Below are 21,238 nucleotides of genomic sequence, written 5' to 3'. Positions count from 1 at the left end.
ACGGGAAAGGGCGAAGGCGGCTAGTCGCGGTCGGCATGGCGGCGTTCATCCCACCATGCGAGGCGTTCGGCAACGCGCTTTTCGAACCCGCGCCCGGTCGGTTCGTAGAAGCGTTGCGGCGGCAGTTCGTCGGGCCAGTAGTTCGCGCCCGAGAACCCGTCCTCCGCGTCATGGTCATAGGCATAATCCTGCCCATAGCCGATCTGCTTCATCAGCTTCGTCGGCGCGTTCAGGATGTTGGCCGGCGGCATCAGCGAGCCGGTTTCCCTGGCCGATCGCCACGCCGCCTTCTGCGCCATATAGGCCGCGTTCGATTTGGGCGCGGTGGCGAGGTAGAGGCACGCCTGCACGATCGCGAGTTCGCCTTCCGGACTGCCCAGGAAATCATAGGCGTCCTTCGCGGCGAGGGATTGCACCAGCGCCTGCGGATCGGCCATGCCGACATCCTCCACCGCGGCGCGCACCAGCCGCCGCAGCACGAACAGCGGCTCCTCCCCCGCGGTCAGCATCCGCGCGAGATAATAGAGTGCCGCCTGCGGATCCGACCCGCGGATCGATTTGTGGAGCGCGCTGATGAGGTTGTAATGCCCCTCGCGATCCTTGTCGTACACCGCCACGCGCCGCTGGAGGAACGACGACAGACCGGCGGGGTCGAGCGGGGCGTCCAGCGCAACCGCGAACAATGTCTCCGCCTGGTTGAGCAGGAACCGCCCGTCGCCGTCCGCGCTCGCCACCAAGGCATCGCGCGCGGCCTCGTCCAGCGGCAGTGGGCGCGCCATCTCCTCCTCCGCGCGCGCCAGCAGCCGGCGCAGCGCGGCATCGTCCAGCCGGCGCAGGATCAGCACCTGCGCGCGGCTGAGCAAGGCGGCATTGAGTTCGAACGAGGGATTCTCGGTCGTCGCCCCCACCAGCGTGACGGTGCCGTCCTCGACGTAAGGAAGGAAACCGTCCTGCTGCGCGCGGTTGAAGCGGTGGATCTCGTCCACGAACAGCAAGGTGCGCTGCCCCAGCCGGGCGTGGTCGCGCGCGGTGGCGAACACCTTCTTCAGGTCCGCCACGCCGGAGAATACCGCGGAGATCGGCGCGAACCGCAGGCCGACCGCGTCCGCCAGCAGCCGCGCGATCGTCGTCTTGCCGGTTCCGGGCGGCCCCCACAGGATCATCGACGACAGCCGCCCCGCCGCCACCATCCGCCCGATCGCCCCGTCCGCGCCGGTCAGATGCTCCTGACCCACGACCGCATCCAGCGTGGTCGGCCGCAACCGGTCGGCGAGCGGCGCGTCGGCCGGGGGCGGGGCGGCAGGGGAGGAGGGTTCGAACCCCGCGAACAGATCGGCCATGCGGGAGAACATAGGCGGTCGCAGGCCGCTTCGTCACCCCGGCCCTTACGTCATGCCGGACTTGTTCCGGCATCCAGGGTTCCACGCGTCCACCCATCGGCTGGTTTGCGGAACCCTGGACCCCGGAACAAGTCCGGGGTGACGTTGTGGAGGTGGTGAGCGATTGTTTGAAGATATATCTTGAACTCCACCGCCGACGATATATCTTGAGGGCATCATGACGCATCGCGGAGTCGCTCACATGTTTCGTTTCTCCCACGGTGGCCGCGGCCATCACCATCATCACGCCCAACGCGGCCGCCGCCCGGAAATGGACGTCGAACGCTTCTTCCACTGGATCGAACGTCTCAACGATGGCGAGCATCGCCGTGGCTGGGGTGGCGGCGGCGGCGGGCGTAGCCGGCGGATGTTCGACGGCGGCGAATTGCGGCTCGTGCTGCTCAAGCTGATCGCCGACGAACCGCGCCACGGCTATGAACTCATCAAGGCGATCGAAGAGCTGACCGGCGGTGCCTATGCCCCCAGCCCCGGCGTGGTGTACCCTGCGCTGACGATGCTCGACGAGATGGAGCAGATCGCGGCGCAGGCCAGCGACGGTGCGCGCAAGCGCTTCGCGGTCACCGACGCGGGTCGCGCGCATCTCGACGAACAGGCCGAGACGGTCGCGGCGCTGATCGCGCGGCTGGAGGCGATCGGCGCGCATCGCGCGAAGGGCGAGGGGGCGCCGATCCGCCGCGCGATGGGCAATCTGCGCCAGGCGGTGCAGGACCGCGCGTCGCGCGCCGACACCTCGCCCGACACGCTGCACGACATCGCGGCGCTGATCGACGAGGCGGCGCAGAAGGTGGAGCGGCTGAAGTGAGCGTCTCGATCGCCCGCGTGCCGACCGCCTCGGCCAGCCGCTATCTCCAGCAGCTCGCCAAGCACTGGAGCCACAAGATGGAGGTCGGCTTCTCCGCGCAGGAGGGGCGGATCGCCTTCCCCAACGGTGCGGTGCTGGAGATGCGCGCCGACAGCGCGACGCTGGACGTCGTGCTGACCGTACCGGAGGGCGAGGACGCGGCGCGGATGCGCGAGGTGGTGTCGAGCCACCTCGACCGCTTCGCCTTTCGCGAGGCGCCGCTGACGTTCGACTGGCAGGAGGGCTGATCCATCGCCCCTGCGTAGGCAGGGGCGATGCGTTGACGTCATCCCAGCGAAGGCTGGGATCTCCCGGTTGGCGGACGCACCGCCCACCACGGGGAGGCCCCTGCCTGCGCAGGGGCGACGCGGATGCAGCTACTTCCCCCGTTCCGCCAGCACGTCGCGATACACCTGCAACACCGCATCGTTGGCGGTGTTCCACCGAAATCCCTGCGCGCGCTCATGCGCCGCCGCGCCCATCGCCGCGCGCAACGCCGGGTCACGCACCAGCCGCTCGATCGCATCGGCATAGCCCGCGATTTCGCCCGGCGTGACCAGAAAGCCGGTGCGTCCATCCTCCAGCAGGTCGACCGCGCCCGTCGCACGCGCGGCCACCACCGGCACGCCCGCCGCCATCGCCTCCGACGTCACCTGTCCCCATGTTTCGGTCACGCTGGGGTTGAACAGCACGTCCATCGACGCGACCGCGCGCCCCAGATCGTCGTTGCTCTGGAAGCCGGCGAACGCCGCCTGCGGCGCCTGTTGCGCGAACCAGTCCTGCGCCGGCCCCTTGCCGATCACCAGCACGCGATGCTTCACCCCGCGCGCGGTCAGCTGCGCCACCACATCGGCGAAGACGTCGAGTCCCTTTTCCAGCACCAGCCGCCCCAGGAAACCGATCGCCACCTCGTCGTCGGCGATCCCCAGCGAGCGGCGCCATTCGAGGCTGCGGCGATCGGGGTGGAAGCGGCGGTGGTTCACCCCGCGCCCCCATAGCGCGATCGGCGTCGTCACGCCGAAGCCGCGCACCACCTCCGCCATCGACGGGGTCGGCACCAGCACGCGATCGGCGCGATTGTAGAAGCGGCGCAGGATCGCGACGATCAGCGGCTGCACCACCGCCAGCCCGTAATATTGGAAATAGGTCTCGAACCGGGTGTGAACCGTCGCCACCACCGGCACGTCGTGGCGGCGCGCCCAGGTGACCGCGGCATGGCCTAGGAATTCGGGTGCGGAGACATGGACCAGATCGGGCGCGAACGCCTCCAGATCGCGCCGCGGGCCACGCGGCAGCCCGCGCCCCAGCCGATATTCGCCGCGCCCGCCCGGCATCGGCACCGCGGGCACGTCCACCACCGTGCCGCGCGCCTCGAACGCGGGCGTGGCCGTGGTCGGCGAATAGACGCGCACCGCGACTCCATGGTCGAGCAGATGCCCGACCAACAGGTTCTGCGCCTGGTTCGCGCCATCGCGCACGTAATTGTAGTTACCGCTGAAGAAGGCGACCCGCGGCATTCCGTTCTCGCTCATGGCGCCCCCGCTAACGGCGATATGGGGCAGAATCGCGACGGTGGTGCGTCACATCACCTCGATCTCGTCCTTTCGCCGCACGCGGCGGATACGCGGCTCGCGCTCCAGCATCGCCTCGCGCCGGATCGTCTGGCGCAATTCGTCGCGCTTGTCGTGGATCGAGGCGATCACCGGCCCCATCGCCACGCCCAGGTCGACCAGCACCGCCTCCGACAATTGCAGCGAGCTTTCCAGCGTCTCCGGCACCGCGTCCGTCACGCCCGCCTTGTACAGTTCGGCCGCGTGCACCGTGTCGCGCGCGCGCGCGATGATCGGCAGCTCGGGGAAGGTCGCGCGCAGCTTCTTGGCCAGCCGCACCGTCAGCACCGGCTCGTCCATCGTCAGGATCAGCGCGCGCGCGCTGGCGAGGTCCAGCCGGTCGATCAGTTCGGCGCGCGACACGTCGCCGAACACGATCGGATAGCCCGCCTCGCGCGCGCGGGTGACCGCGTCGATGTCCGCTTCCACCGCGACATAGGGCTGGTCGTGGCGCGCCAGCATGTCCGCCACCAGCCGCCCGACCCGGCCGAAGCCGAACACGACCGCGCGCGTGCCGTCGGCATGGTCCAGCGCATCCGGCGGGGTGGGCGCCTGCCGCTCGATCTTGCGCGAGATCGCGCTGCCCAGCTTGGCGAGCAGCGGCGTGATGGTCAGCCCGATCGCGGTGACCGTCTGCCAGAAGGCGGCGGTCGATGGCAGGATCAGCTGCGCCTGTGCCGCCGTCGCCAGCACGATCAGCGTCGTCTCCGACGGGCTGCCCATCAGCAGCCCCGTCTCCGCCGCTACCCCGCGCCGCGCCTGCGATACGCGCAGCAGCAGATAGGTGACGACCGCCTTCAACGCGACCACGCCCACCACCGCGATCAGCAGCGACGGCCAGTTCGCCAGGATCAGCTTCAGGTCCAGGCTCATGCCGACCGTGATCAGGAACACGCCCAGCGCCAGTCCCTTGAAGGGCGCGGTCATGATCTCGACCTCGGTATGATATTCGGTCTCCGCGATCAGCAGCCCGGCGAGCAGCGCGCCGACGATCGGCGACAGTCCGGCCGCGGTGGTGGCGACGCTGGCGACGATCACCACCAGCAGCGAGGCGGCGAGGAACAGTTCCGGGCTCTTCGTCCGTGCCGCCTGCGCGAACAGGCGGGGCAGCACCAGCCGCCCGCCGATATACATCGCGACCACGGTCAACCCGCCGCGCAGCGCGGTGCCGGCGAGGCCGACCCAGCCCTGGTCGCTCGCGGTCGGTGCCATCGCGCCCAGCGCGAAGATGATCGGCACCAGTGCCAGATCCTCGAACAACAGCATCGCGAACGCGCCGCGTCCGACCGGCCCGGTCGTACCGACCAGCGGCAGCACCAGCGCGGTGGAGGACAATGCGAGCGCGAGGCCCAGCCCCGCGGATCCGCCCCAATCCTGCCCCAGCCAGTGGAGCGCCACCGCGATCAGCAGTGCGGATCCCAGCAGTTCCGCCGCGCCGGTGCCGAACACCAGCTTGCGCAACGTCCATAATCGCCGGAACGACAGCTCCAGCCCGATCGAGAACAGCAGCAGGACGATCCCGAACTCCGCGAACGGCGCGATCGATTCCGGGTCGGAGATGGTGAGATAATAGAGCCACGACGCTTGTGGGACCAGCGAGCCCAGCCCCGCCGGCCCGACCAGCGCGCCGACCAGGATGAACCCGATGACGGGGCTGATCCGAAACCGCGCGAATGCGGGGATCACCAGCCCCGCCGCCCCCAGGATCACGAGCGCGTCCGAGAAACCTTCATTGTCCAGTCCGATGGCCATGCGAAGGGACTGTAGAGACGGATGCGCCCGAGTCGACCCGTCACGTCACCGACCCGTCACCCCGCCGCCAGCCACCCCGCCAGCGCCCCGCGCGCGCGATCGGTGTACATCTTCTTGCGATCCGCCTTCTTCGTCCGTCCCGGAATCGGCGGGAACAGGCCGAAATTGACGTTCATCGGCTGATAGGTCTCCGCCTCCGCCGCGCCGGTGATATGCGTCAGCAGCGCACCCAGCGCGGTTTCCACCGGCGGCGGCGCCAGCGTCCGCCCCTGTAGCTCCGCCGCGGCGAAGCGGCCTGCGATCAGCCCGATCGCGGCGCTCTCGATATAGCCCTCGCACCCCGTGATCTGGCCCGCGAAGCGCACATTGGGGCGCGACTTCAGCCGCAGCGTCGGGTCCAGCAACTCGGGCGAGCGCAGGAAGGTGTTGCGATGCAGCCCTCCCAGCCGCGCGAACTCCGCCTTCTCCAGCCCCGGGATGGTGCGGAATAGCCGCACCTGCTCGGCATGTTTCAGCTTCGTCTGGAAGCCGACGATGTTCCACAACGTGCCCTGCGCGTTGTCCTGCCGCAGCTGCACCGCCGCATAGGGCCAGCGCCCGGTACTCGGCTGGTCCAGCCCCACACCCTTCATCGGGCCGAAGCGCAGCGTCTCGACCCCGCGTTCCGCCATCACCTCGATCGGCATGCAGCCTTCGAAATAGGGGACATTCTCCCATTCGCGATATTCGGTCTTCTCGCCCGCGATCAGCGCGGCGACGAAGGCGTGATATTGCTCCTTGTCGAGCGGGCAGTTGATATAGTCGGTACCGTCGCCCTTGCCCCAGCGCGACTGGAACCATGCCACCTCCATGTCGATCGAGTCGCGATGCACGATCGGCGCGATCGCATCGAAGAAGGCGAGCGCGTCCTTGCCCGTCTCCGCCGCGATGCTTTCCGACAGCGTCGCGGCGGTCAGCGGCCCGGTGGCGACGATCGCGGGCGTGTCCGGCAGGGCGTCCACCCGCTCGCGCACGATCGTGACGTTGGGATGCGCCGTGATCGCCGCAGTCACCCCGGCGGAGAAGCCGTCGCGATCCACCGCCAGCGCGCTGCCCGCGGGCACGCGATGCGTATCGCCCTCGCGCAGGATCAGCGAGCCGAGCGCGCGCATCTCCTGATGCAGCAGCCCGACCGCGTTGCTGTCGGCGTCGTCGGAGCGGAAGCTGTTGGAGCAGACGAGTTCCGCGAAGTCGCTGCCATGATGCGCGGGCGTGGTGTCGCCGCCGCCGCGCATTTCGGACAGGCGGACCTTCAGCCCCGCCTCGGCCAGCTGCCACGCGGCTTCCGATCCGGCGAGCCCGCCGCCGATCACCTGGATGTCATGATGCATGGCCGCGCGATAGCGGCTGCGGCTTGTCTTGTCAGCGGGCGGGTATCACCTTGATGCGATGACGATCTACACCATCGGCTACGAAGCCACGGCCATTGACGATTTCCTCGCCGCGCTGGCGCGTGCCGGGGTGCGCAGGGTGATCGACGTGCGTGCGTTGCCGCTGTCGCGGCGCCCGGGCTTCTCCAAGTCGATGCTGGCCGCGACGCTGCGGGCGGCGGGGATCGACTATGTCCACCTCAAGGCGCTGGGCACCCCCAAGCGCGGGCGCGACGCGGCGAAGAAGGGCGATGTCGCGACGCTGACCGAGGTCTATGACGCGCAGCTCGACCTGCCCGAGGCGCAGGCACAGGCGGCGCAGATGCTGGCGCTGGCCGCGGAGATGCCGAGCGCGCTGCTGTGCTATGAGCGCGATCCCTGCCACTGCCACCGCACGCTGTTGTTGCAGGCGGTGGGCGAGGGGCGGGAGGTGGTGGATCTATATGCGTGACGCCGTCGCCCCGGATGCGTGACGTCACCCCGGCCTTGAGCCGGGGTCCCGCTTCTCCGGCGGCGGTGTGTAAAAGCGGGATCCCGGCTCAAGGCCGGGGTGACGCGAATTACCCCGCCACTGGCAGCCTGACCCCACCCTTGGCATCGCGCTCCAGCGGGCCGAACGCCACCGCGGTTTCCAGCAGCATCGGCTCGTAGAGGTGCGGGAACAGCTGCCCGCCGCGCGACGCCTCCCACTTCACCGCCTCGCCATGCGCGGCGAGGTCGACCGCGACGACATGCAAATCGTCCTGCCCGGCGAAATGCTTGTCGACCGTCTCGGTCAGCTGCGCCGCGGTCGACAGATGGATATAGCCGTCCGCGACATCCACCGGCGCCCCGGCAAAGCGGCCGTCGCGCTCCAGCGCCGCCATCTGGTCCGCGGTCAGCACCTTATAGGCGGTGAGGGCGCACTCCGTCACTCGCCGTCCTCCGGCCCGGCGGCGGCATCGTCGCCGATCGTCGCATCGTCGGTCGGCACCGCCGCCGTATCGCCCGCCAGCTCGTCCGCCACCATCGCCTCGGCCGCATCCTCCGGCTCCGGCTCCTCGTCGATCCGCGCGGCGGAGACGACGTGCTCGTCATGGGCCACGTTGAACAACCGCACGCCCGCCGACCCGCGCCCGATCACGCGCAGCGACGCGAGCGGCATGCGGATCATCTTCGCCTGATCGGTCACCAGCATCAGCTGCTCCGCCTTGCTGGCGGGGAAGCTGGCCACGACCGGCCCGTTGCGTCCGATATTGTCGATATTGGTGATGCCCTGACCACCACGACCCGTGCGGCGATATTCATAGGCCGACGACAATTTGCCATAGCCGTTGGCGCACACCGTCAGCACGAACTGTTCGCGGGCGCGCAGCTCCTCGAACCGCAGCTGGTCCATCGCGCGTGGCGTGCGCTCGGCATCTTCCGCCTTCCACGGTGCGTGGCGCAGGTAATCGTCGCGCTCGTCCTGATCGACGATACCCGCGCGATGCAGCACCGACAGCGAGATCACCTCGTCCTGCGGCTTGAGCGCGATGCCGCGCACGCCGGTGGAATTGCGGCTCTGGAACTCGCGCACCTCGTCCGCGGCGAAGCGGATCGCCTTGCCCTGCCGTGTGGCGAGCAGCACGTCGTCGCCCTCGTCCAGCAGCGCGACGCCGATCAGCCGGTCATCGGCATCCTCGCCCTCGAACTTCATCGCGATCTTGCCGTTCGACGGCACGTTGGTGAACGCGTCCATCGAGTTGCGCCGCACCGACCCGCGCGCGGTCGCGAACATCACGTGGAGCTTGCCCCATTCCGCCTCGTCTTCCGGCAGCGGCAGGACGGTGGAGATCGTCTCGCCCTGTTCCAGCGGCAGCAGGTTGATCATCGGGCGTCCACGCGTGGCGGGGCCGCCCTCGGGCAGCTTCCACACCTTCATGCGATAGACGCGGCCTAGCGTGGAGAAGAACAATACCGGCGTGTGGGTGGAGGTGACGAAGAGCTTGGTGACGACGTCTTCGTCCTTCGTCGCCATGCCGGCGCGACCCTTGCCGCCGCGCGCCTGCGCACGGAAGGCGTCGAGCGGGGTACGCTTGATATAGCCTTCCATGGTCACGGTGACGACCATGTCCTCGCGCTCGATCAGGTCCTCGTCCTCGATCCCGTCGGCGGCCGCCGCGATCTCGGTGCGGCGCGGGGTCGCGAACTGCTCGCGCACGTCGCGGAATTCCTCGCGCATGACGGCGTACAGCTTCACCCGGTCGGACAGGATCGCGAGCAATTCCGCGATCGACTCGGCCAGACCCTTCAGCTCGTCGCCGATCTCGTCACGCCCCAGCGCGGTCAGGCGGTGGAGGCGCAGGTCGAGGATCGCGCGCACCTGTACCTCGGACAGGCGATAGCTGTCGCCCGCGACGTCGGTCTCCAGCGCCTCGACCAGCCGAAGATAGGGCGCGATCTCCGCGATCGGCCATTCGCGCGCGAGCAGCTTCGCGCGCGCCTCCGCCGGGCTGGCGGAACCGCGGATGATCTTCACCACCTCGTCGAGGTTGGTGACCGCGATGACGAGGCCGAGCAGGATATGGGCGCGCTCGCGGGCCTTGTTCAGCTCGAACTTCGCGCGCCGCGTGATGACCTGTTCGCGGAAGGTGACGAACGCGCTGATGATGTCGCGCAGGTTGAGCAGCTCGGGCCGCCCGCCGCGGATCGCCAGCATGTTGGCGGGGAACGAGCCCTGCGCCGGCGTGTGTCGCCACAGCTGGTTCAGCACCACCTCCGGCGTCGCATCGCGCTTCAGGTCGATGACGATGCGCACGCCCTCGCGGTTCGATTCGTCGCGAATGTCGCTGACGCCTTCGACGCGCTTGTCCTTCGCCGCCTCGGCGATCTTCTCGACCAGCGCGTTCTTGCCCTGCTGGAACGGGATCTCGGTCAGCACGATCGACTGGCGCCCGTCGCTGCGCGCGCCCTTGGTCGCCTCGATCGTGTGACGCGAGCGCACGATGATCGAGCCGCGCCCGGTCTCGTATGCGGAGCGCGCACCCGCCCGCCCCAGGATGATCGCGCCGGTCGGGAAATCCGGACCGGGAACGATCTGCATCAGCTCCTCGGTCGTGATCGCGCCATTGTCGAGATAGGCGAGGCAGGCGTCGACCACTTCGCCCAGATTGTGCGGCGGGATGTTGGTGGCCATGCCGACCGCGATGCCGCCCGCGCCGTTGACCAGCAAATTGGGGAAGCGCGCCGGCAGCACCTGCGGCTCGCGCTCCGACCCGTCGTAATTGGGCTGGAAGTCGACCGTGTCCTTGTCGAGGTCGTCGAGCAGGTAATTGGCCGATTTCGCCAGCCGCGCCTCGGTATAGCGCATCGCGGCGGGCGGATCGGGATCCATCGAGCCGAAATTGCCCTGACCGTCGATCAGCGGCACGCGCATCGACCAGTCCTGCGTCATGCGCGCCAAGGCGTCGTAGATCGCGGTGTCGCCGTGCGGATGGTATTTACCGATGACGTCGCCGACGATGCGCGCCGACTTGCGATACGGGCGGTTGTAGAGGAACCCGCTCTCGCTCGCCGAATACAGGATGCGGCGGTGCACCGGCTTCAGCCCGTCGCGCACGTCGGGCAGCGCGCGCGCCACGATCACGCTCATCGCATAATCGAGGTAGCTGGTCTTCATCTCCTCGACGATGGAGATGGGGGCGATATCGGAGGGGTCCGCCAGGACCGTGTCGTCGCTCAACGCTGGGCTTTCATGTGTGTGGGAGTACACACATGCACTAGCCCAGCGTCATGCGTATTGCCAACCCAATGGGCCGGCTTGGACGTCACTTCTTGCAGGCGGCCTTGGCGGCGTTGCCGGCCTTGCTGCAATCATAGGTCACGGTCTTGCCGGTGCTGGTCCTGGTGGTGACCATATGGCCGTTGGCGGCGGCGCGGGTGGTGGTCGCGGTCTTGCGCGTCGTCACTGCGGCGGCGGTCTTGCCGGTGGGGGTGGTGGTCTTCTTCGTCACCTGTTGCTGGACGACATGCGTGTTGGTCTTGGCGGGCGCGGTCTGCGCCACGGCGACGCCGCCGGAGAACAGCGCGGCGGATGCGAGGATCGCGAAGGGCAGGGTCTTGGTCATGGCATTCGCTCCTGTCGGTGCGGCGCCCTTGGGCGGGTGCCGTCGATGCTGCTATGCGCGCATGCGTTTGTCGGGGGAATGGCGGGAAGATGACCGATCGGTCATGCGATTGGGGTTCGTCCCCGTATCCTCCCCCCTCCGTTCGCCCTGAGGAAGGGCTGAGCCTGTCGAAGCCCTGTCTCGAGGGGTACGCGCGGCGCTTGTGCTTCGAGACGGCCCTTCGACAAGCTCAGTGCCTCCTCAGCACGAACGGAGGGCGGCGCTGGCCTACGCCGGCACTTCCACCCCGTCCCAGGCGAAATGCTTCCCGCTGTCGACCGGCCTCAATCCGTCGATCACGTCCAGCAACTGCACCGCCGCCCGCCCCGGCTGGAACAGGTCGCGCCCTTTCTGCTGGAACGGACGCGACAGCTTCGTATCGACCGTGCCGGGGTGCAGCGCCACGACGATGCCACGCTCGTTGCGCCGCCGGTCCTCGATCGCCAGCGTGCGGATCAGCTGGTTGAGCGCCGCCTTGGACGCGCGATAGCCGTACCAGCCGCCCAGCCGGTTGTCGCCGATGCTGCCCACCCGCGCCGACAGCGCGGCGAACACGCTGCGCCCGGTCCTCTGCATGATCGGCAGGAAATGCTTGGCGACCAGCGCCGGGCCGATCGCATTGATCGCATATTGCCGCGCCAGCCATGCGGGATCGAGGTCACGGATCGCCTTCTCCGGCCCGTGCTCGCCCTCGTGCAGCAATCCGGTGGCGACCACGACCAGTTCGGGCGTGCCCGCCCGCGCCGCGGCGGCGGCGATCGTCGCTTCGTCCTCCAGGTCCAGTTCGGGGCGCGACAGCCGCAGCACGTCGGCGCCTTCCTCCGCCAGCGCGTCGGCCAGCGCCGCGCCGATCCCGCCCGACGCGCCGACGACCACCGCGCGCGTCATGCCGCGGTGCGCGCGAACGTCCAGCGATCGTCCTCGCTCGCGTCCTTGTCGAAGCGATAGCCGTCGGTGTCGAACGCCCTCATGCCGTCCACGTCGCCCACCCGATGCTCGACCAGATAGCGCGCCATCATGCCGCGCGCCTTTTTCGCGTGGAAGCTGACGAAGCGCCCGTCGCCCTCGCGGAAATCGACCGCGATCACGCGCACCGCGGCGGGCAGACGGCCCTTCACCGCCTCCCAATATTCGTTGCTGGCGAGGTTCAGGACGGTGCCGCTGCCCTCCGCCGCGACGTCCTGCGCCAGCGCGTCGGCGATGCGATCGCCCCACCAGTCGGTCAGCTTCGTCTTCCGCGGTGCCCAGCGCGTCCCCATCTCCAGCCGATAGGGCCGCATCCCGTCGAGCGGACGCAGCAGCCCGTACAGCCCGGACAGCAGCCGCAGGTGATCCTGCGCATAATGCACCGCCGGCGCGTCGAGCGTCTTCGCCTCCAGCCCGGTATAGACGTCGCCCGCGAAGGTGTAGAGCGCGGGCCGTTCCTCCGCCGTGGCAAAGTCGCGGAAGCGGTCCGCGTTCAGCTTCGCCAGCGCGGGCGAGATCTTCATCAGCTCCGATAGCTTCTTCTGCGTCAGGTGCGATGCCGCCCTGGCCAGCGTCGCCGCCTCGTCGGCGAAGCGCGCCGGCGTGGCGGGGAAGGGGGCGGGGGTGTCGAGGTCCAGCGTCTTGGCCGGGGAGAGGACGGCGATCATGCCCGCGCCCGTATCGCGCCGCGCGCGGGCGTTCAATCGCGGTTCAGCGCCCGTCCGGCATCGCACGACAGCAACGTTCGCTTTCTTGAACAGCGACGCGCCCGGCACTAGAGCGGCGGGCAAGCGTTACGCGTGACGATCTTTTCTGGAGAGACGTGTCGATGAAGAGCCTTTCGAACGCCCTGATGGCCGTGCTGCTGGCCGGCGGCGCCACCGTGCTGGCCGCGCAGCCTGCCGTCGCGCAGAAGAAGAACGACAAGCAGCAGGGCGGCCCGCAGCTGAAGCTCAGCAACGAGGTGCGCGGCCCCGCCGCACAGGCGCAGACCGCGCTGGCGGCGAAGGACGTGGCCACCGCCACCCCGCTGGTCGCCGCGGTCGAGGCCGCGGCCAAGAGCGAGGACGAGAAATATATCGCCGGCGCGCTGCGGCTGAACCTGGAGGCGATCCGCATGGATTCGGGCGGCAGCAGCGACGCGCTGGTCGCGCCGCTCGATGCGCTGATCGCCAACCCGAAGACGCCGCAGGCCGACAAGGCGCGCTACGTCTATCAGCGCGGCGTGATCGCGGCGAACAAGAAGGACAATGCCGGCGCGGCGACCTACTTCGAGCAGGCGCGCCAGCTGGGCTATAACGATCCCAACCTGCCGCTGCAGATCGTCAAGCTGAAGATGGACGCGGGCGACATCGCCGGCGGTTCGGCCGAACTGGCCAAGATGGTGGAGGCGCAGACCGCCGCCGGGCAGAAGCCGAGCGAGGACATCTATCGCTATGCCATTGCCAAGACCAACCAGAAGAAGATGACCGCCGAGACGAAGGCGTGGATCAGCCGCTATCTCGCGGCCTATCCGACGCAGAAGAACTGGCGCGACATGGTCGTCTTCTGGGGCATCCAGCCGCAGTCGGTGGCGACGCTCGACAAGCCGCAGAAGGTCGACATGTATCGCCTGCTGCGCACCGGCAAGTCGCTGGCCGACCAGTATGATTACGAGATCTACGCGCAGTGGGCGTTCGACATGGGCCTGCCTTGGGAGACCAAGACGCTCATCAACGAGGGCAAGGCCGCGGGCAAGATCCCGGCCGGCAGCCAGAATGCGGCCGGGCTGCTGACCGCGGCGAACACCTCGATCAGCAACGAAGGCTCGCTGGCGACGCTGGCGACCCGCGCCAAGGCGGCGGCCAACGGCAAGCTCGCCGCCAGCACCGCCGACGCCTATCTGGGGTCGGACCAGTATCCGCAGGCGATCGAGCTGTATCGCGTCGCGCTGACCAAGGGCGGGGTGGATGCTGATGCGGTCAACACCCGCCTCGGCATCGCGCTCGCCCGCTCGGGCGACAAGGAAGGCGCCAAGACCGCCTTCGCGCTGGTCAAGGGCCAGCCGCGCGCCGACATCGCGGCATGGTGGGTCGACTTCCTCGACCACCCGCCGGTCGCGTAACCCGCCGGTTCGGAATGGAAAGGGGCGGTCCCGCGGGGGCGCCCTTTTTCGTGGGTGAAGGCACGCGACGTGCCGTCACCCGCCCCGTCATGCCGGACTTGTTCCGGCATCCAGGGTTCCACAGACCCAACGGCGCCGGGGCGCGCGGAACCCTGGACCCCGGGACAAGCCCGGGGTGACGACGTCTGCGTGTCGAACGCCTGCCCCTGACGTCACTCGATCGGCACGCCCGGCACCGCCTTCGACGTGCGGATCGTCAGCGACGATTTCACGCTCGCCACATTGGGTGCGGGCGTCAGCTTCGTCGTCAGGATGCGCTGGAAGCTCTCCAGATCCGGAGCGACGATCTTCAGGATGAAGTCGATCTCCCCGTTCAGCATATGGCATTCGCGCACCTCCGCGATCGCCGCGACATGGCTTTCGAACGCGGCCAAATCGTGCTCGGCCTGGCTGCGCAGGCTGACCATCGCGAAGACGGTGATGGGGAAGCCCAGCCGCGTGCCGTCGCATTCCGCGTGATAGCCGCGGATGATGCCCGCCTGCTCCAGCGCGCGGACGCGGCGCAGGCATGGCGGCGCGGTCAATCCGACGCGCTCCGCCAGCTCGACATTGGTCATGCGCCCGTCCTGCTGGAGGAGGGAGAGGATTTCGCGGTCGATCCGATCCAGTGCCATGACGCCCCACTATATGTATCGCGCACGATCGCGATAGCTTTGAAAAGACGCGCTACATGAAAATTACGTGACAGCGCAATTGTGCCAAGCTGCGACAGGCGGGGCAAAGCGACGAAACAGGAGGGTTTCCCCTCCTTTAACCTCTCCATATGACATTTCGTGTCGCACCTCCCGCGGCCCGGCGTGGTCCCGGTATGGCCGATCGGAAAGGTAGCGCGCGCATGCGGTTCGACGACAGCCTGAAGACCGTCCTGGCCGCCGATGTCTCGACGTCGTTCGGCGCGCGCGCGGCCTTTCGCCAGCTCGTCGACCTGATCGGGCGCGGCCGTGCGCCGGCGGAGGCGGAACTGCTCGACCGCGTCCGCACGCTGGCGTCGTCGGTCCCCGTGGCGGTGCGCGCCGCCAGCGCACGCGGGCTGGCGCTGGCCGATCCGCCCGCCGCGCTGATCGCGATCTTCGCACAGGACGAGCCGGAGGTCGCCTCCGCGGTGCTGCGCGCGGCGCGGCTGGAGCCGGAGGATTGGGAGGCGCTGCTGCCGCGGCTCAGCCCGCACGGGCGCAGCGTGCTGCGCACCCGCCGCGACCTGCCCCCGATCGTGGTGCGCGCGCTTGAGTCGTTCGGCAGCACCGACTTCGCGCTGTCGCACGACGCGCCCCCCACCACCGCCGAACCGGCCGCGCCGGCGCCCCCGCCCGCTTCCGTGATCGAGGCGCCGCTGCGCGCGATCGAGGCGGCGATCCCGGTGGCGGAGGACATGCCACCCCCCGCCGCACCGCGCTTCGAGATCGCGGACCTGGTGAACCGGATCGAGGCGTTCCAGCGCGACCGTGCCGCGGCGCCCGATCTCGCGCCGGCGCCCGCACCCGCCGCGGTCATCGCCTTCCGCTTCGAAACCGACGTGGCGGGAACGATCCGCTGGGTCGATACCGGTCCGCGCGGCGCGGTGATCGGCCTGTCGCTCAACCACGACGGCGCCGCGCCGTCGCCCAGCGTCGACGGCGTCGCGGCGGGGGCCTTCCGCAAGCGCGCCGGGTTCGCCGATGCGCGGTTGCAGGTGGGCGGCGAATCGGCGCTGGCGGGCGACTGGCGTATCTCCGGCGTGCCGGTGTTCGACAGCGCCACCGGCAGCTTCCTCGGCTTCCGCGGCCGCGCGCGCCGCCCGCGTGTCGAGGAGACCGCCGCGCGGCCGCCGCGCGCCGATGCGCCGACGGGCGCGGAGGGGTTGCGCCGGCTGGTCCATGAACTGCGCACCCCGACGAATGCGATCGCGGGCTTCTCCGAACTGATCGAGCAGGAGCTGCTGGGGCCGGTCGCGCCCGCCTATCGCGATCGCGCGGCGACGATCCGCCGCCACGTCTCCGACCTGATCGGCGCGATCGAGGATCTCGACCTCGCCGCGCGGATCGAGGGCGATGCGCTGGACCTGCGCCCCGGGCGCGTGATGGTGTCGTCGCTGCTGTCGCGCGTGGCGCACGATCTGGCACCACTGGCGGGGATGCGTGGCGGCGGGCTGGCGCTGCCACCCGCGAGCGATGCCGCCTGGGCGAGCGATCCGCATGCGTCGGAGCGGCTGGTGTCGCGGCTGCTGGCGACGGTGCTCGCCGCGGTCGCGCCGGGCGAGATGCTGGACGTGCGGGTGGAGCCGGCGGGCGACATGCTGGCGCTGTCGGTGGCGCGCCCGGCCGCGCTGGCGGGGCGCGACGAAACCACGCTGCTGGCGCTCGACGACGAGGATGCGGGCGAGGACGAGGGCACGCCGCTGCTGGGTGCCGGGTTCGCGCTGCGACTCGCGCGCAACCTCGCGGTGGAGCTGGGCGGGCGGCTGGCCTTCGCCGCGGATCGCTTGACACTGACGCTGCCGGCGGCGTTGAACGTCGGCATGGGGCAGGCATCCACCTTCGCGCCGTGACGGCGCCCGCGGTCACCGGGGACAGGATCGTCGCGCATCGCCTGCGCTTCGCCACGCCGCCCGCCGCGCGCGTGCGCTGGCCGGCGTCGTTCGGGCGCCGCTTCCTGGTCACGGTCGATGTCGAGGAGGAGTTCGACTGGACGCGCCCCTTCTCCGGTCATGCGCGCAGCGTCCGCGCGATCGCGGCGCTGCCGGCATGGCACCGCGCGATGGCGGGCGAGGGCATCGCGCCGGTGTATCTGGTCGATCACCCCGTCGCCGCCGATCCCGCCGCCGCGGCGCTGCTGCGCCCGTTGCTGACCGACGGCAGCACGGTGGGCGCGCAACTGCACCCCTGGGTCAATCCGCCGCATGTCGAGGTGCCGTCCGAGCTCGCCTCGTTCGCGGGCAACCTGCCCCCCGCGCTGGAGGCGGCGAAGCTGGACCAGCTGGTCGATGCGGTCGAGCGCGCGTTCGGGCGCCGGCCGCTGATCTATCGCGCGGGGCGCTACGGCATCGGGCCGGCGACGCTGGCGCTGCTGGCGTCGCGCGGGTTTCGTATCGATGCCTCGATGCGCGCGCGCTTCGACTATCGCGCTGCGGGCGGGTGCGACTTCGGCGCGGTCGGCCCGGATGCCTTCCATCTGCCCGGCGGGATCGTCGAGCTGCCGTTGTCGACGATCCATACCGGCGCGCTGCGTCGCCACGGCGTCGCGCTCCACCGTGCCGCGGGACGGGTGCCATGGGGGCGGGGCCTGCTGTCGCGCGGCGGCTTGCTGTCGCGCGTCCCGCTGACGCCGGAGGGCACCACCGCCGCCGCCGCGCGGGCCGCGGTGGCGGTCGCGGCGGCGCGGCGCCACGACCTGCTCCAGCTGACGTTCCACTCGCCGTCGCTGGTGCCCGGCAACACGCCCTATGTCCGCGACGCGCGCGATCTGGCGCTGTTCCATGACTGGTGGGGGCAGGTGATCGCGGCGTTGCGCACCGCGGGCTATGCGCCGGTGACGCTGGACGAGGTGCTCGCGGCGGTGGGCCCGGCAGGACTCGAACCCGCAACCTAGCCGTTATGAGCGGCCAGCTCTAACCGTTGAGCTACAGGCCCCTCCGCCGCGTGCCGCGTCGTTAGCCATACGCGGGCGGTGCTGGCAAGCTTGTGCTGCGGTCGCGTCGCGCCCATGTCGCGCAGCATGACGAGGGTGGACGAGACGGGGCTGCTGGTGCGCGACGGCGCCGCCTTCGTGCTGCAACGCGACGCAGGCGGCCGCTGGCTGCTGGAGATGCACCGCGTGCCGGTCGACCATGTCCAGAAAAGGGTGCGCGTGGTCGGCGAACTGTCGGGCGACCGCGTGACGGTGGACGGCGTATCGGCGGCGTAATGTAAAAAAAAGCCCCTCCCTTTCAGGGGAGGGGCTTTCAGGTCAGAACCCGATGCGCACACCGGCATAGAACCGCCGCAGCAGCGGATCGTAGGTGCTGGTCAGCGTGTCCTGACCCGCGTCGGAGCCGATATCGGCCAGGTACGGCGGCTTGTTGTCGAGCAGATTGTACCCGCCGACGTAGAATTCGAAGCGCTCGTCGACCCGGAAGCGCACCTGCGCATCGAGATAGAATTGCGCCCGCACGTCGTAGAACGGGTTGGTGCCCGGCGCCGCGCCGGTCAGCTGGTCGTCGAGGCTCGCCTTGCTCAGCCAGGTGCCCGTCACGGTCAGCCCCGCGCCCGCCAGGTCATACGAGCCGTTGACCGTGAAGCGGTCGCGCGACGCACCGATCTCACCCGCGAAATAGTCGCGGTCCGCACCCGGCAGCGGCACGGTATAGCCGGAGATCAGGTGCGTGTACGATCCGCGCAGCCCCAGGTCGCCCGCCAGCCCGATATCGGCCAGGTTCTGGCGCCAGGTCACCGTGGTATCGATGCCCTGCGTCTTCACGCCGCCGCTGTTCAGGAAGCTGGTGGTCAGCTGGTCGATCGAGCCGGCGGTGTTCGGCCCGATATTGGCCGGACGCCGCGTGATGCGACCGCAATAATCCTGGTTCCCGGCCTGGTAGCACTGGTTGAGGATATATTGCAGCGGCGTCTGGACGATCGCATCCTTGATGCGGATGTTGAAGTAATCGACCGTCAGGACGAGGTTGCGCAACGCGTTGATCGAGCGCGGCGCGATCACGACGCCGGCGGTGAAGCTGTCGCCCTTCTCCTCCTGCAACAGCGGGTTGCCCGATTCGAAGCTGGTGACGCCCTGGATATCCGCCTGCGACGGGGTGAAGCCGTCCGGCCCCGTGATGATCGCGTTCGGCCCCAGCGCGGCACGGCATTGCGTGCCCAGCGTGCCGGCGGTGGTCGCCGTCACCCCGATGCAGGGATCGGTCACGCTCGGGAAGTTCTGCTGCGGCGCCTGGAACAGCTCGTTGATGTTGGGCGCCCGCACCGAGCGCGCCTGCATCACGCGGAAGCGGATGTCCTCTACCGGCGCCCATTCGCCGCCGTAGTTGTAGCTGAACGTCGTGCCGATCGTGTTGTAATCCGACACGCGCACCGCGCCGCGCACGGTCAGCGAGTGGAAGAACGGACGATCCTGGATCAGCGGGGCGATGACCTCGCCGAACCCTTCCCACAGGTGGAAGCTGCCGCGCGTCGCGGGCAGGGCGTTGTTGCCGTTCAACCCCTGCTGGGTCAGCAGGTCGAAGTCGTTGCGGCTGGTTTCGCGGCGATATTCGGTGCCGATGCTGAACCCGACCGGGTCGGCGCCGAACAGCGAGAACAGCTTGCCCGACACGTTGCCGCCGAACACGGTCTGCGTCACCCGCGTCGACAGCGTGGTGTCCACCGCCAGATAACCGGCGGTGTTGGCCAGCGTGCCGGGGCCGTAGATGTTCGCAGGCACGCAGCCCGCCGCGCGTGCGGCCGCGTCGGCGCACACGATCTGCCCCGTCGCCGGATCGCGGTAGGAGTTGAGCGCCTGGAAGAAGTTGGCGGTGTTGAACTGCCCGCTGCCGCGCTGGTTCTCGGTCGTCTGGCCGTAGATGCCATAGACTTCGTAGTTCAGTCTGTCGTTCAGGATCGAGCCGGTGGCGCCGCCCGCGATGCGGAACAGGTCGCGGCTGGCCTGGCTGGTGCGCGGGCCGAAGTCGGCGAGGCGACGGTCGAAATAGATGTCGCGCAAGCCATCGCCATCGGTGTCGGTGGCGGCGTTGAAGATCGTGTCGGGGACGAACGGATTGCGGTACAGCGTGCCGCCGACGATCGTCTCGATCGGGATCTGCCCGCTGTTGCGCGGGTTGCTGAAGGTCGAATCGAGCGGGAACGGCTCGATCACGGTGCTGACCTTGGTCTTGGCGTAATTGCCCTCGATGAACAGGTTCAGCGCCGGCGACACCTCGAAATTCGCGCGGCCCGCGGCGACATAGCGCTCGACCGGCACCGCGAGGTAACGGAAGTCGCTGCGGTTGAAGCCGTCCGGCCCCGCGACGCTGCCGTCGGCGTTGACGCAGCCGCCAGTGCCGTTGGTCGACACGCAATCGCGCAGCGCGCCGTCCTGGCCATAGGTGAATACCGAATCACCGGCATAATAGCGGCCCTGCGGCGCGAAGCCCGACAGATACGGGCGCTGCGGGGTGAACAGCTCGCTGTCCTCGCCGCTGACATAGGCGCCGCGGCTGATCGAATCGACCGCGCTGGAGCCGCCCTCGGTCTCGCGGTTGCGCTTCAGGACGGTGCCCTGCTTCGAATAGCCGCCGAACAGCATGATGTTGCCGCGGCCGTCGGCGAAATTCTTGCCCGCCAGCAGGTTGAACTGCCGGTCGAAGCCGTCGCCGCGCTCCGAGATGCCGACCTGCGCATCGGCCTGGATACCGTCGAAGTCGGTCTTGTAGATGAGGTTGACGACGCCCGCGACCGCGTCCGAGCCATAGACGGCGGAGGCGCCGCCGGTCAGCACGTCGGTGCGCTGCAGGAACTGCGTCGGAATGACGTTCAGGTCGACCGCGGACGATCCGGGCACGCCGGAGACAAAGCGGCGCCCGTTGACCAGCACCAAAGTGCGGTCCTCGCCCAGGTTGCGCAGGTTGACGGTCGCGACACCCGCGCTCTGCGTGGCGAAGGAGGAGTTGGTGCGGCTGATCCCCGGCTGGCCGAACGCCGGGTTCTGCAACAGCAGGTCCTGCACGTTGATGACGCCCGACTGGCGGATCTGCTCGGCGCTGATGACCTGGAGCGGCGAGGCCGAGGTGGCGGAGGGCAGCTGGATGCGCGATCCGGTGACCACGATGTCGGCGCCCGCCTCGTTGCCCTGCGCCGAAGGATCGGCGGGCGAGGCGGCGGGGTCGTTGGCGGATTGCGTCGTGGCGGCCTCGACGGTCGCGCCCTGCGCGCTGTCCTGCGCCCAGGCGGGCGTCGCGAGCATCGCAATGCCGGCGAGCAGCGACGAGCCGAGCAGGCGGCAACGGTGATGGTGCATGTGGTCCTCCCT

Annotated in this window: 18 protein-coding genes and 1 tRNA gene; 7 read left to right on the top strand and 12 right to left on the bottom strand. The window is 69.3% G+C overall.

Translation table 11 applies throughout. From position 1 onward, the window contains the following. Nucleotides 1-20: 20 nt before the first annotated feature. Nucleotides 21-1,340, bottom strand: a complete 1,320-nt coding sequence (locus PGN14_RS07575; protein ID WP_335298869.1) for a replication-associated recombination protein A — start codon at nt 1,338-1,340, stop codon at nt 21-23. Nucleotides 1,341-1,650: 310 nt separating this feature from the next. On the opposite strand from PGN14_RS07575, the gene PGN14_RS07570 reads away from it, so the two are divergent. Beyond that, nucleotides 1,651-2,202, top strand: a complete 552-nt coding sequence (locus tag PGN14_RS07570; RefSeq protein ID WP_335298868.1) for a PadR family transcriptional regulator — start codon at nt 1,651-1,653, stop codon at nt 2,200-2,202. Further along, the gene (locus PGN14_RS07565; RefSeq protein WP_335298867.1) at nt 2,199-2,489 is read left to right on the top strand and encodes a DUF2218 domain-containing protein; all 291 of its coding nucleotides are present in this window, start codon (nt 2,199-2,201) and stop codon (nt 2,487-2,489) included. Before PGN14_RS07570 ends, PGN14_RS07565 begins: the two co-directional genes overlap by 4 nt. A 129-nt stretch (nt 2,490-2,618) precedes the next feature. Here the strand turns inward: PGN14_RS07565 and PGN14_RS07560 are convergent, their stop codons facing one another. From PGN14_RS07560 to trmFO, 3 genes are read right to left on the bottom strand one after another with little or no spacing between them, the layout of a single operon-like run. Further along, on the bottom strand, nt 2,619-3,773 hold the full coding sequence (locus tag PGN14_RS07560) for a glycosyltransferase family 4 protein (RefSeq protein WP_335298866.1): 1,155 nt from the start codon (nt 3,771-3,773) through the stop codon (nt 2,619-2,621). Between the two features lie 48 nt (nt 3,774-3,821). Further along, on the bottom strand, nt 3,822-5,603 hold the full coding sequence (locus PGN14_RS07555) for a cation:proton antiporter domain-containing protein (RefSeq protein WP_335298865.1): 1,782 nt from the start codon (nt 5,601-5,603) through the stop codon (nt 3,822-3,824). A gap of 56 nt (nt 5,604-5,659) precedes the next feature. Further along, the gene (gene trmFO, locus PGN14_RS07550) at nt 5,660-6,973 is read right to left on the bottom strand and encodes a methylenetetrahydrofolate--tRNA-(uracil(54)-C(5))-methyltransferase (FADH(2)-oxidizing) TrmFO (protein ID WP_335298864.1); all 1,314 of its coding nucleotides are present in this window, start codon (nt 6,971-6,973) and stop codon (nt 5,660-5,662) included. A gap of 58 nt (nt 6,974-7,031) precedes the next feature. Between trmFO and PGN14_RS07545 the strand changes: the two genes are divergently transcribed. Continuing rightward, nucleotides 7,032-7,463 carry a DUF488 domain-containing protein gene (locus PGN14_RS07545; protein ID WP_335298863.1) on the top strand — a complete coding sequence of 144 codons (432 nt, stop codon included), beginning with the start codon at nt 7,032-7,034 and terminating at the stop codon, nt 7,461-7,463. Nucleotides 7,464-7,572: 109 nt separating this feature from the next. Here PGN14_RS07545 and PGN14_RS07540 read toward each other — a convergent pair whose 3' ends face one another. The 5 genes from PGN14_RS07540 to yaaA all read right to left on the bottom strand — a co-directional run bounded on the left by PGN14_RS07540 (nt 7,573) and on the right by yaaA (nt 12,773). Then, a complete protein-coding gene (locus PGN14_RS07540) occupies nt 7,573-7,926 on the bottom strand; it encodes a DUF952 domain-containing protein (RefSeq protein WP_335298862.1) in 354 nt (117 codons plus the stop codon). Continuing rightward, entirely contained in the window at nt 7,923-10,715 is a 2,793-nt protein-coding gene (gyrA, locus tag PGN14_RS07535; RefSeq protein ID WP_335298861.1) for a DNA gyrase subunit A, read from the bottom strand. The genes PGN14_RS07540 and gyrA overlap by 4 nt, the downstream gene beginning before the upstream one ends. Nucleotides 10,716-10,800: 85 nt before the next feature. Further along, complete coding sequence (locus tag PGN14_RS07530; protein ID WP_335298860.1) at nt 10,801-11,100, bottom strand: hypothetical protein; 300 nt, start codon at nt 11,098-11,100, stop codon at nt 10,801-10,803. A 267-nt stretch (nt 11,101-11,367) separates the two neighbouring features. After that, the gene (locus tag PGN14_RS07525; RefSeq protein WP_335298859.1) at nt 11,368-12,027 is read right to left on the bottom strand and encodes an SDR family NAD(P)-dependent oxidoreductase; all 660 of its coding nucleotides are present in this window, start codon (nt 12,025-12,027) and stop codon (nt 11,368-11,370) included. Next, a complete protein-coding gene (gene yaaA, locus PGN14_RS07520) occupies nt 12,024-12,773 on the bottom strand; it encodes a peroxide stress protein YaaA (RefSeq protein ID WP_335298858.1) in 750 nt (249 codons plus the stop codon). Before yaaA ends, PGN14_RS07525 begins: the two co-directional genes overlap by 4 nt. 161 nt (nt 12,774-12,934) lie before the next feature. Between yaaA and PGN14_RS07515 the strand changes: the two genes are divergently transcribed. Further along, complete coding sequence (locus tag PGN14_RS07515; protein ID WP_335298857.1) at nt 12,935-14,209, top strand: hypothetical protein; 1,275 nt, start codon at nt 12,935-12,937, stop codon at nt 14,207-14,209. Between the two features lie 212 nt (nt 14,210-14,421). Here PGN14_RS07515 and PGN14_RS07510 read toward each other — a convergent pair whose 3' ends face one another. Beyond that, nucleotides 14,422-14,883 (bottom strand): Lrp/AsnC family transcriptional regulator, encoded by a 462-nt coding sequence (locus PGN14_RS07510; RefSeq protein WP_335298855.1) that lies wholly within the window; start codon nt 14,881-14,883, stop codon nt 14,422-14,424. A gap of 221 nt (nt 14,884-15,104) precedes the next feature. On the opposite strand from PGN14_RS07510, the gene PGN14_RS07505 reads away from it, so the two are divergent. Together PGN14_RS07505 and PGN14_RS07500 are read left to right on the top strand one after the other, a co-directional pair. Then, on the top strand, nt 15,105-16,793 hold the full coding sequence (locus PGN14_RS07505; RefSeq protein WP_335298853.1) for a HAMP domain-containing sensor histidine kinase: 1,689 nt from the start codon (nt 15,105-15,107) through the stop codon (nt 16,791-16,793). After that, nucleotides 16,790-17,833, top strand: coding sequence for a WalW protein (locus PGN14_RS07500; protein WP_335298852.1), 1,044 nt, complete (start codon nt 16,790-16,792; stop codon nt 17,831-17,833). The genes PGN14_RS07505 and PGN14_RS07500 overlap by 4 nt, the downstream gene beginning before the upstream one ends. Here PGN14_RS07500 and PGN14_RS07495 read toward each other — a convergent pair. After that, nucleotides 17,802-17,874: transfer RNA gene (locus PGN14_RS07495), tRNA-Ile, on the bottom strand. The genes PGN14_RS07500 and PGN14_RS07495 overlap by 32 nt on opposite strands. Nucleotides 17,875-17,959: 85 nt before the next feature. Here PGN14_RS07495 and PGN14_RS07490 point away from each other — a divergent pair. Next, nucleotides 17,960-18,148 carry a DUF5818 domain-containing protein gene (locus PGN14_RS07490; RefSeq protein WP_335298851.1) on the top strand — a complete coding sequence of 63 codons (189 nt, stop codon included), beginning with the start codon at nt 17,960-17,962 and terminating at the stop codon, nt 18,146-18,148. A 42-nt stretch (nt 18,149-18,190) separates the two neighbouring features. On the opposite strand, the gene PGN14_RS07485 is transcribed toward PGN14_RS07490, so the two are convergent. Continuing rightward, nucleotides 18,191-21,226 carry a TonB-dependent receptor plug domain-containing protein gene (locus tag PGN14_RS07485; protein WP_335298850.1) on the bottom strand — a complete coding sequence of 1,012 codons (3,036 nt, stop codon included), beginning with the start codon at nt 21,224-21,226 and terminating at the stop codon, nt 18,191-18,193. Nucleotides 21,227-21,238 lie beyond the last annotated feature (12 nt).

The organism is Sphingomonas adhaesiva, assembly GCF_036946305.1.
Lineage (GTDB): Bacteria > Pseudomonadota > Alphaproteobacteria > Sphingomonadales > Sphingomonadaceae > Sphingomonas > Sphingomonas adhaesiva_B.
This window is presented reverse-complemented; position numbering and strand designations above follow the sequence as displayed.

Bases quoted from the DNA above. Each gene is read 5' to 3' on its own strand.
- PGN14_RS07575 (WP_335298869.1), bottom strand. From the start codon at position 1,340: ATGGCCGATCTGTTCGCGGGGTTCGAACCCTCCTCCCCTGCCGCCCCG.
- PGN14_RS07570 (WP_335298868.1), top strand. From the start codon at position 1,651: ATGGACGTCGAACGCTTCTTCCACTGGATCGAACGTCTCAACGATGGC.
- PGN14_RS07560 (WP_335298866.1), bottom strand. From the start codon at position 3,773: ATGAGCGAGAACGGAATGCCGCGGGTCGCCTTCTTCAGCGGTAACTAC.
- PGN14_RS07555 (WP_335298865.1), bottom strand. From the start codon at position 5,603: ATGGCCATCGGACTGGACAATGAAGGTTTCTCGGACGCGCTCGTGATC.
- trmFO (WP_335298864.1), bottom strand. From the start codon at position 6,973: ATGCATCATGACATCCAGGTGATCGGCGGCGGGCTCGCCGGATCGGAA.
- PGN14_RS07545 (WP_335298863.1), top strand. From the start codon at position 7,032: ATGACGATCTACACCATCGGCTACGAAGCCACGGCCATTGACGATTTC.
- PGN14_RS07530 (WP_335298860.1), bottom strand. From the start codon at position 11,100: ATGACCAAGACCCTGCCCTTCGCGATCCTCGCATCCGCCGCGCTGTTC.
- PGN14_RS07525 (WP_335298859.1), bottom strand. From the start codon at position 12,027: ATGACGCGCGCGGTGGTCGTCGGCGCGTCGGGCGGGATCGGCGCGGCG.
- yaaA (WP_335298858.1), bottom strand. From the start codon at position 12,773: ATGATCGCCGTCCTCTCCCCGGCCAAGACGCTGGACCTCGACACCCCC.
- PGN14_RS07515 (WP_335298857.1), top strand. From the start codon at position 12,935: ATGAAGAGCCTTTCGAACGCCCTGATGGCCGTGCTGCTGGCCGGCGGC.
- PGN14_RS07510 (WP_335298855.1), bottom strand. From the start codon at position 14,883: ATGGCACTGGATCGGATCGACCGCGAAATCCTCTCCCTCCTCCAGCAG.
- PGN14_RS07505 (WP_335298853.1), top strand. From the start codon at position 15,105: ATGCGGTTCGACGACAGCCTGAAGACCGTCCTGGCCGCCGATGTCTCG.
- PGN14_RS07490 (WP_335298851.1), top strand. From the start codon at position 17,960: ATGACGAGGGTGGACGAGACGGGGCTGCTGGTGCGCGACGGCGCCGCC.
- PGN14_RS07485 (WP_335298850.1), bottom strand. From the start codon at position 21,226: ATGCACCATCACCGTTGCCGCCTGCTCGGCTCGTCGCTGCTCGCCGGC.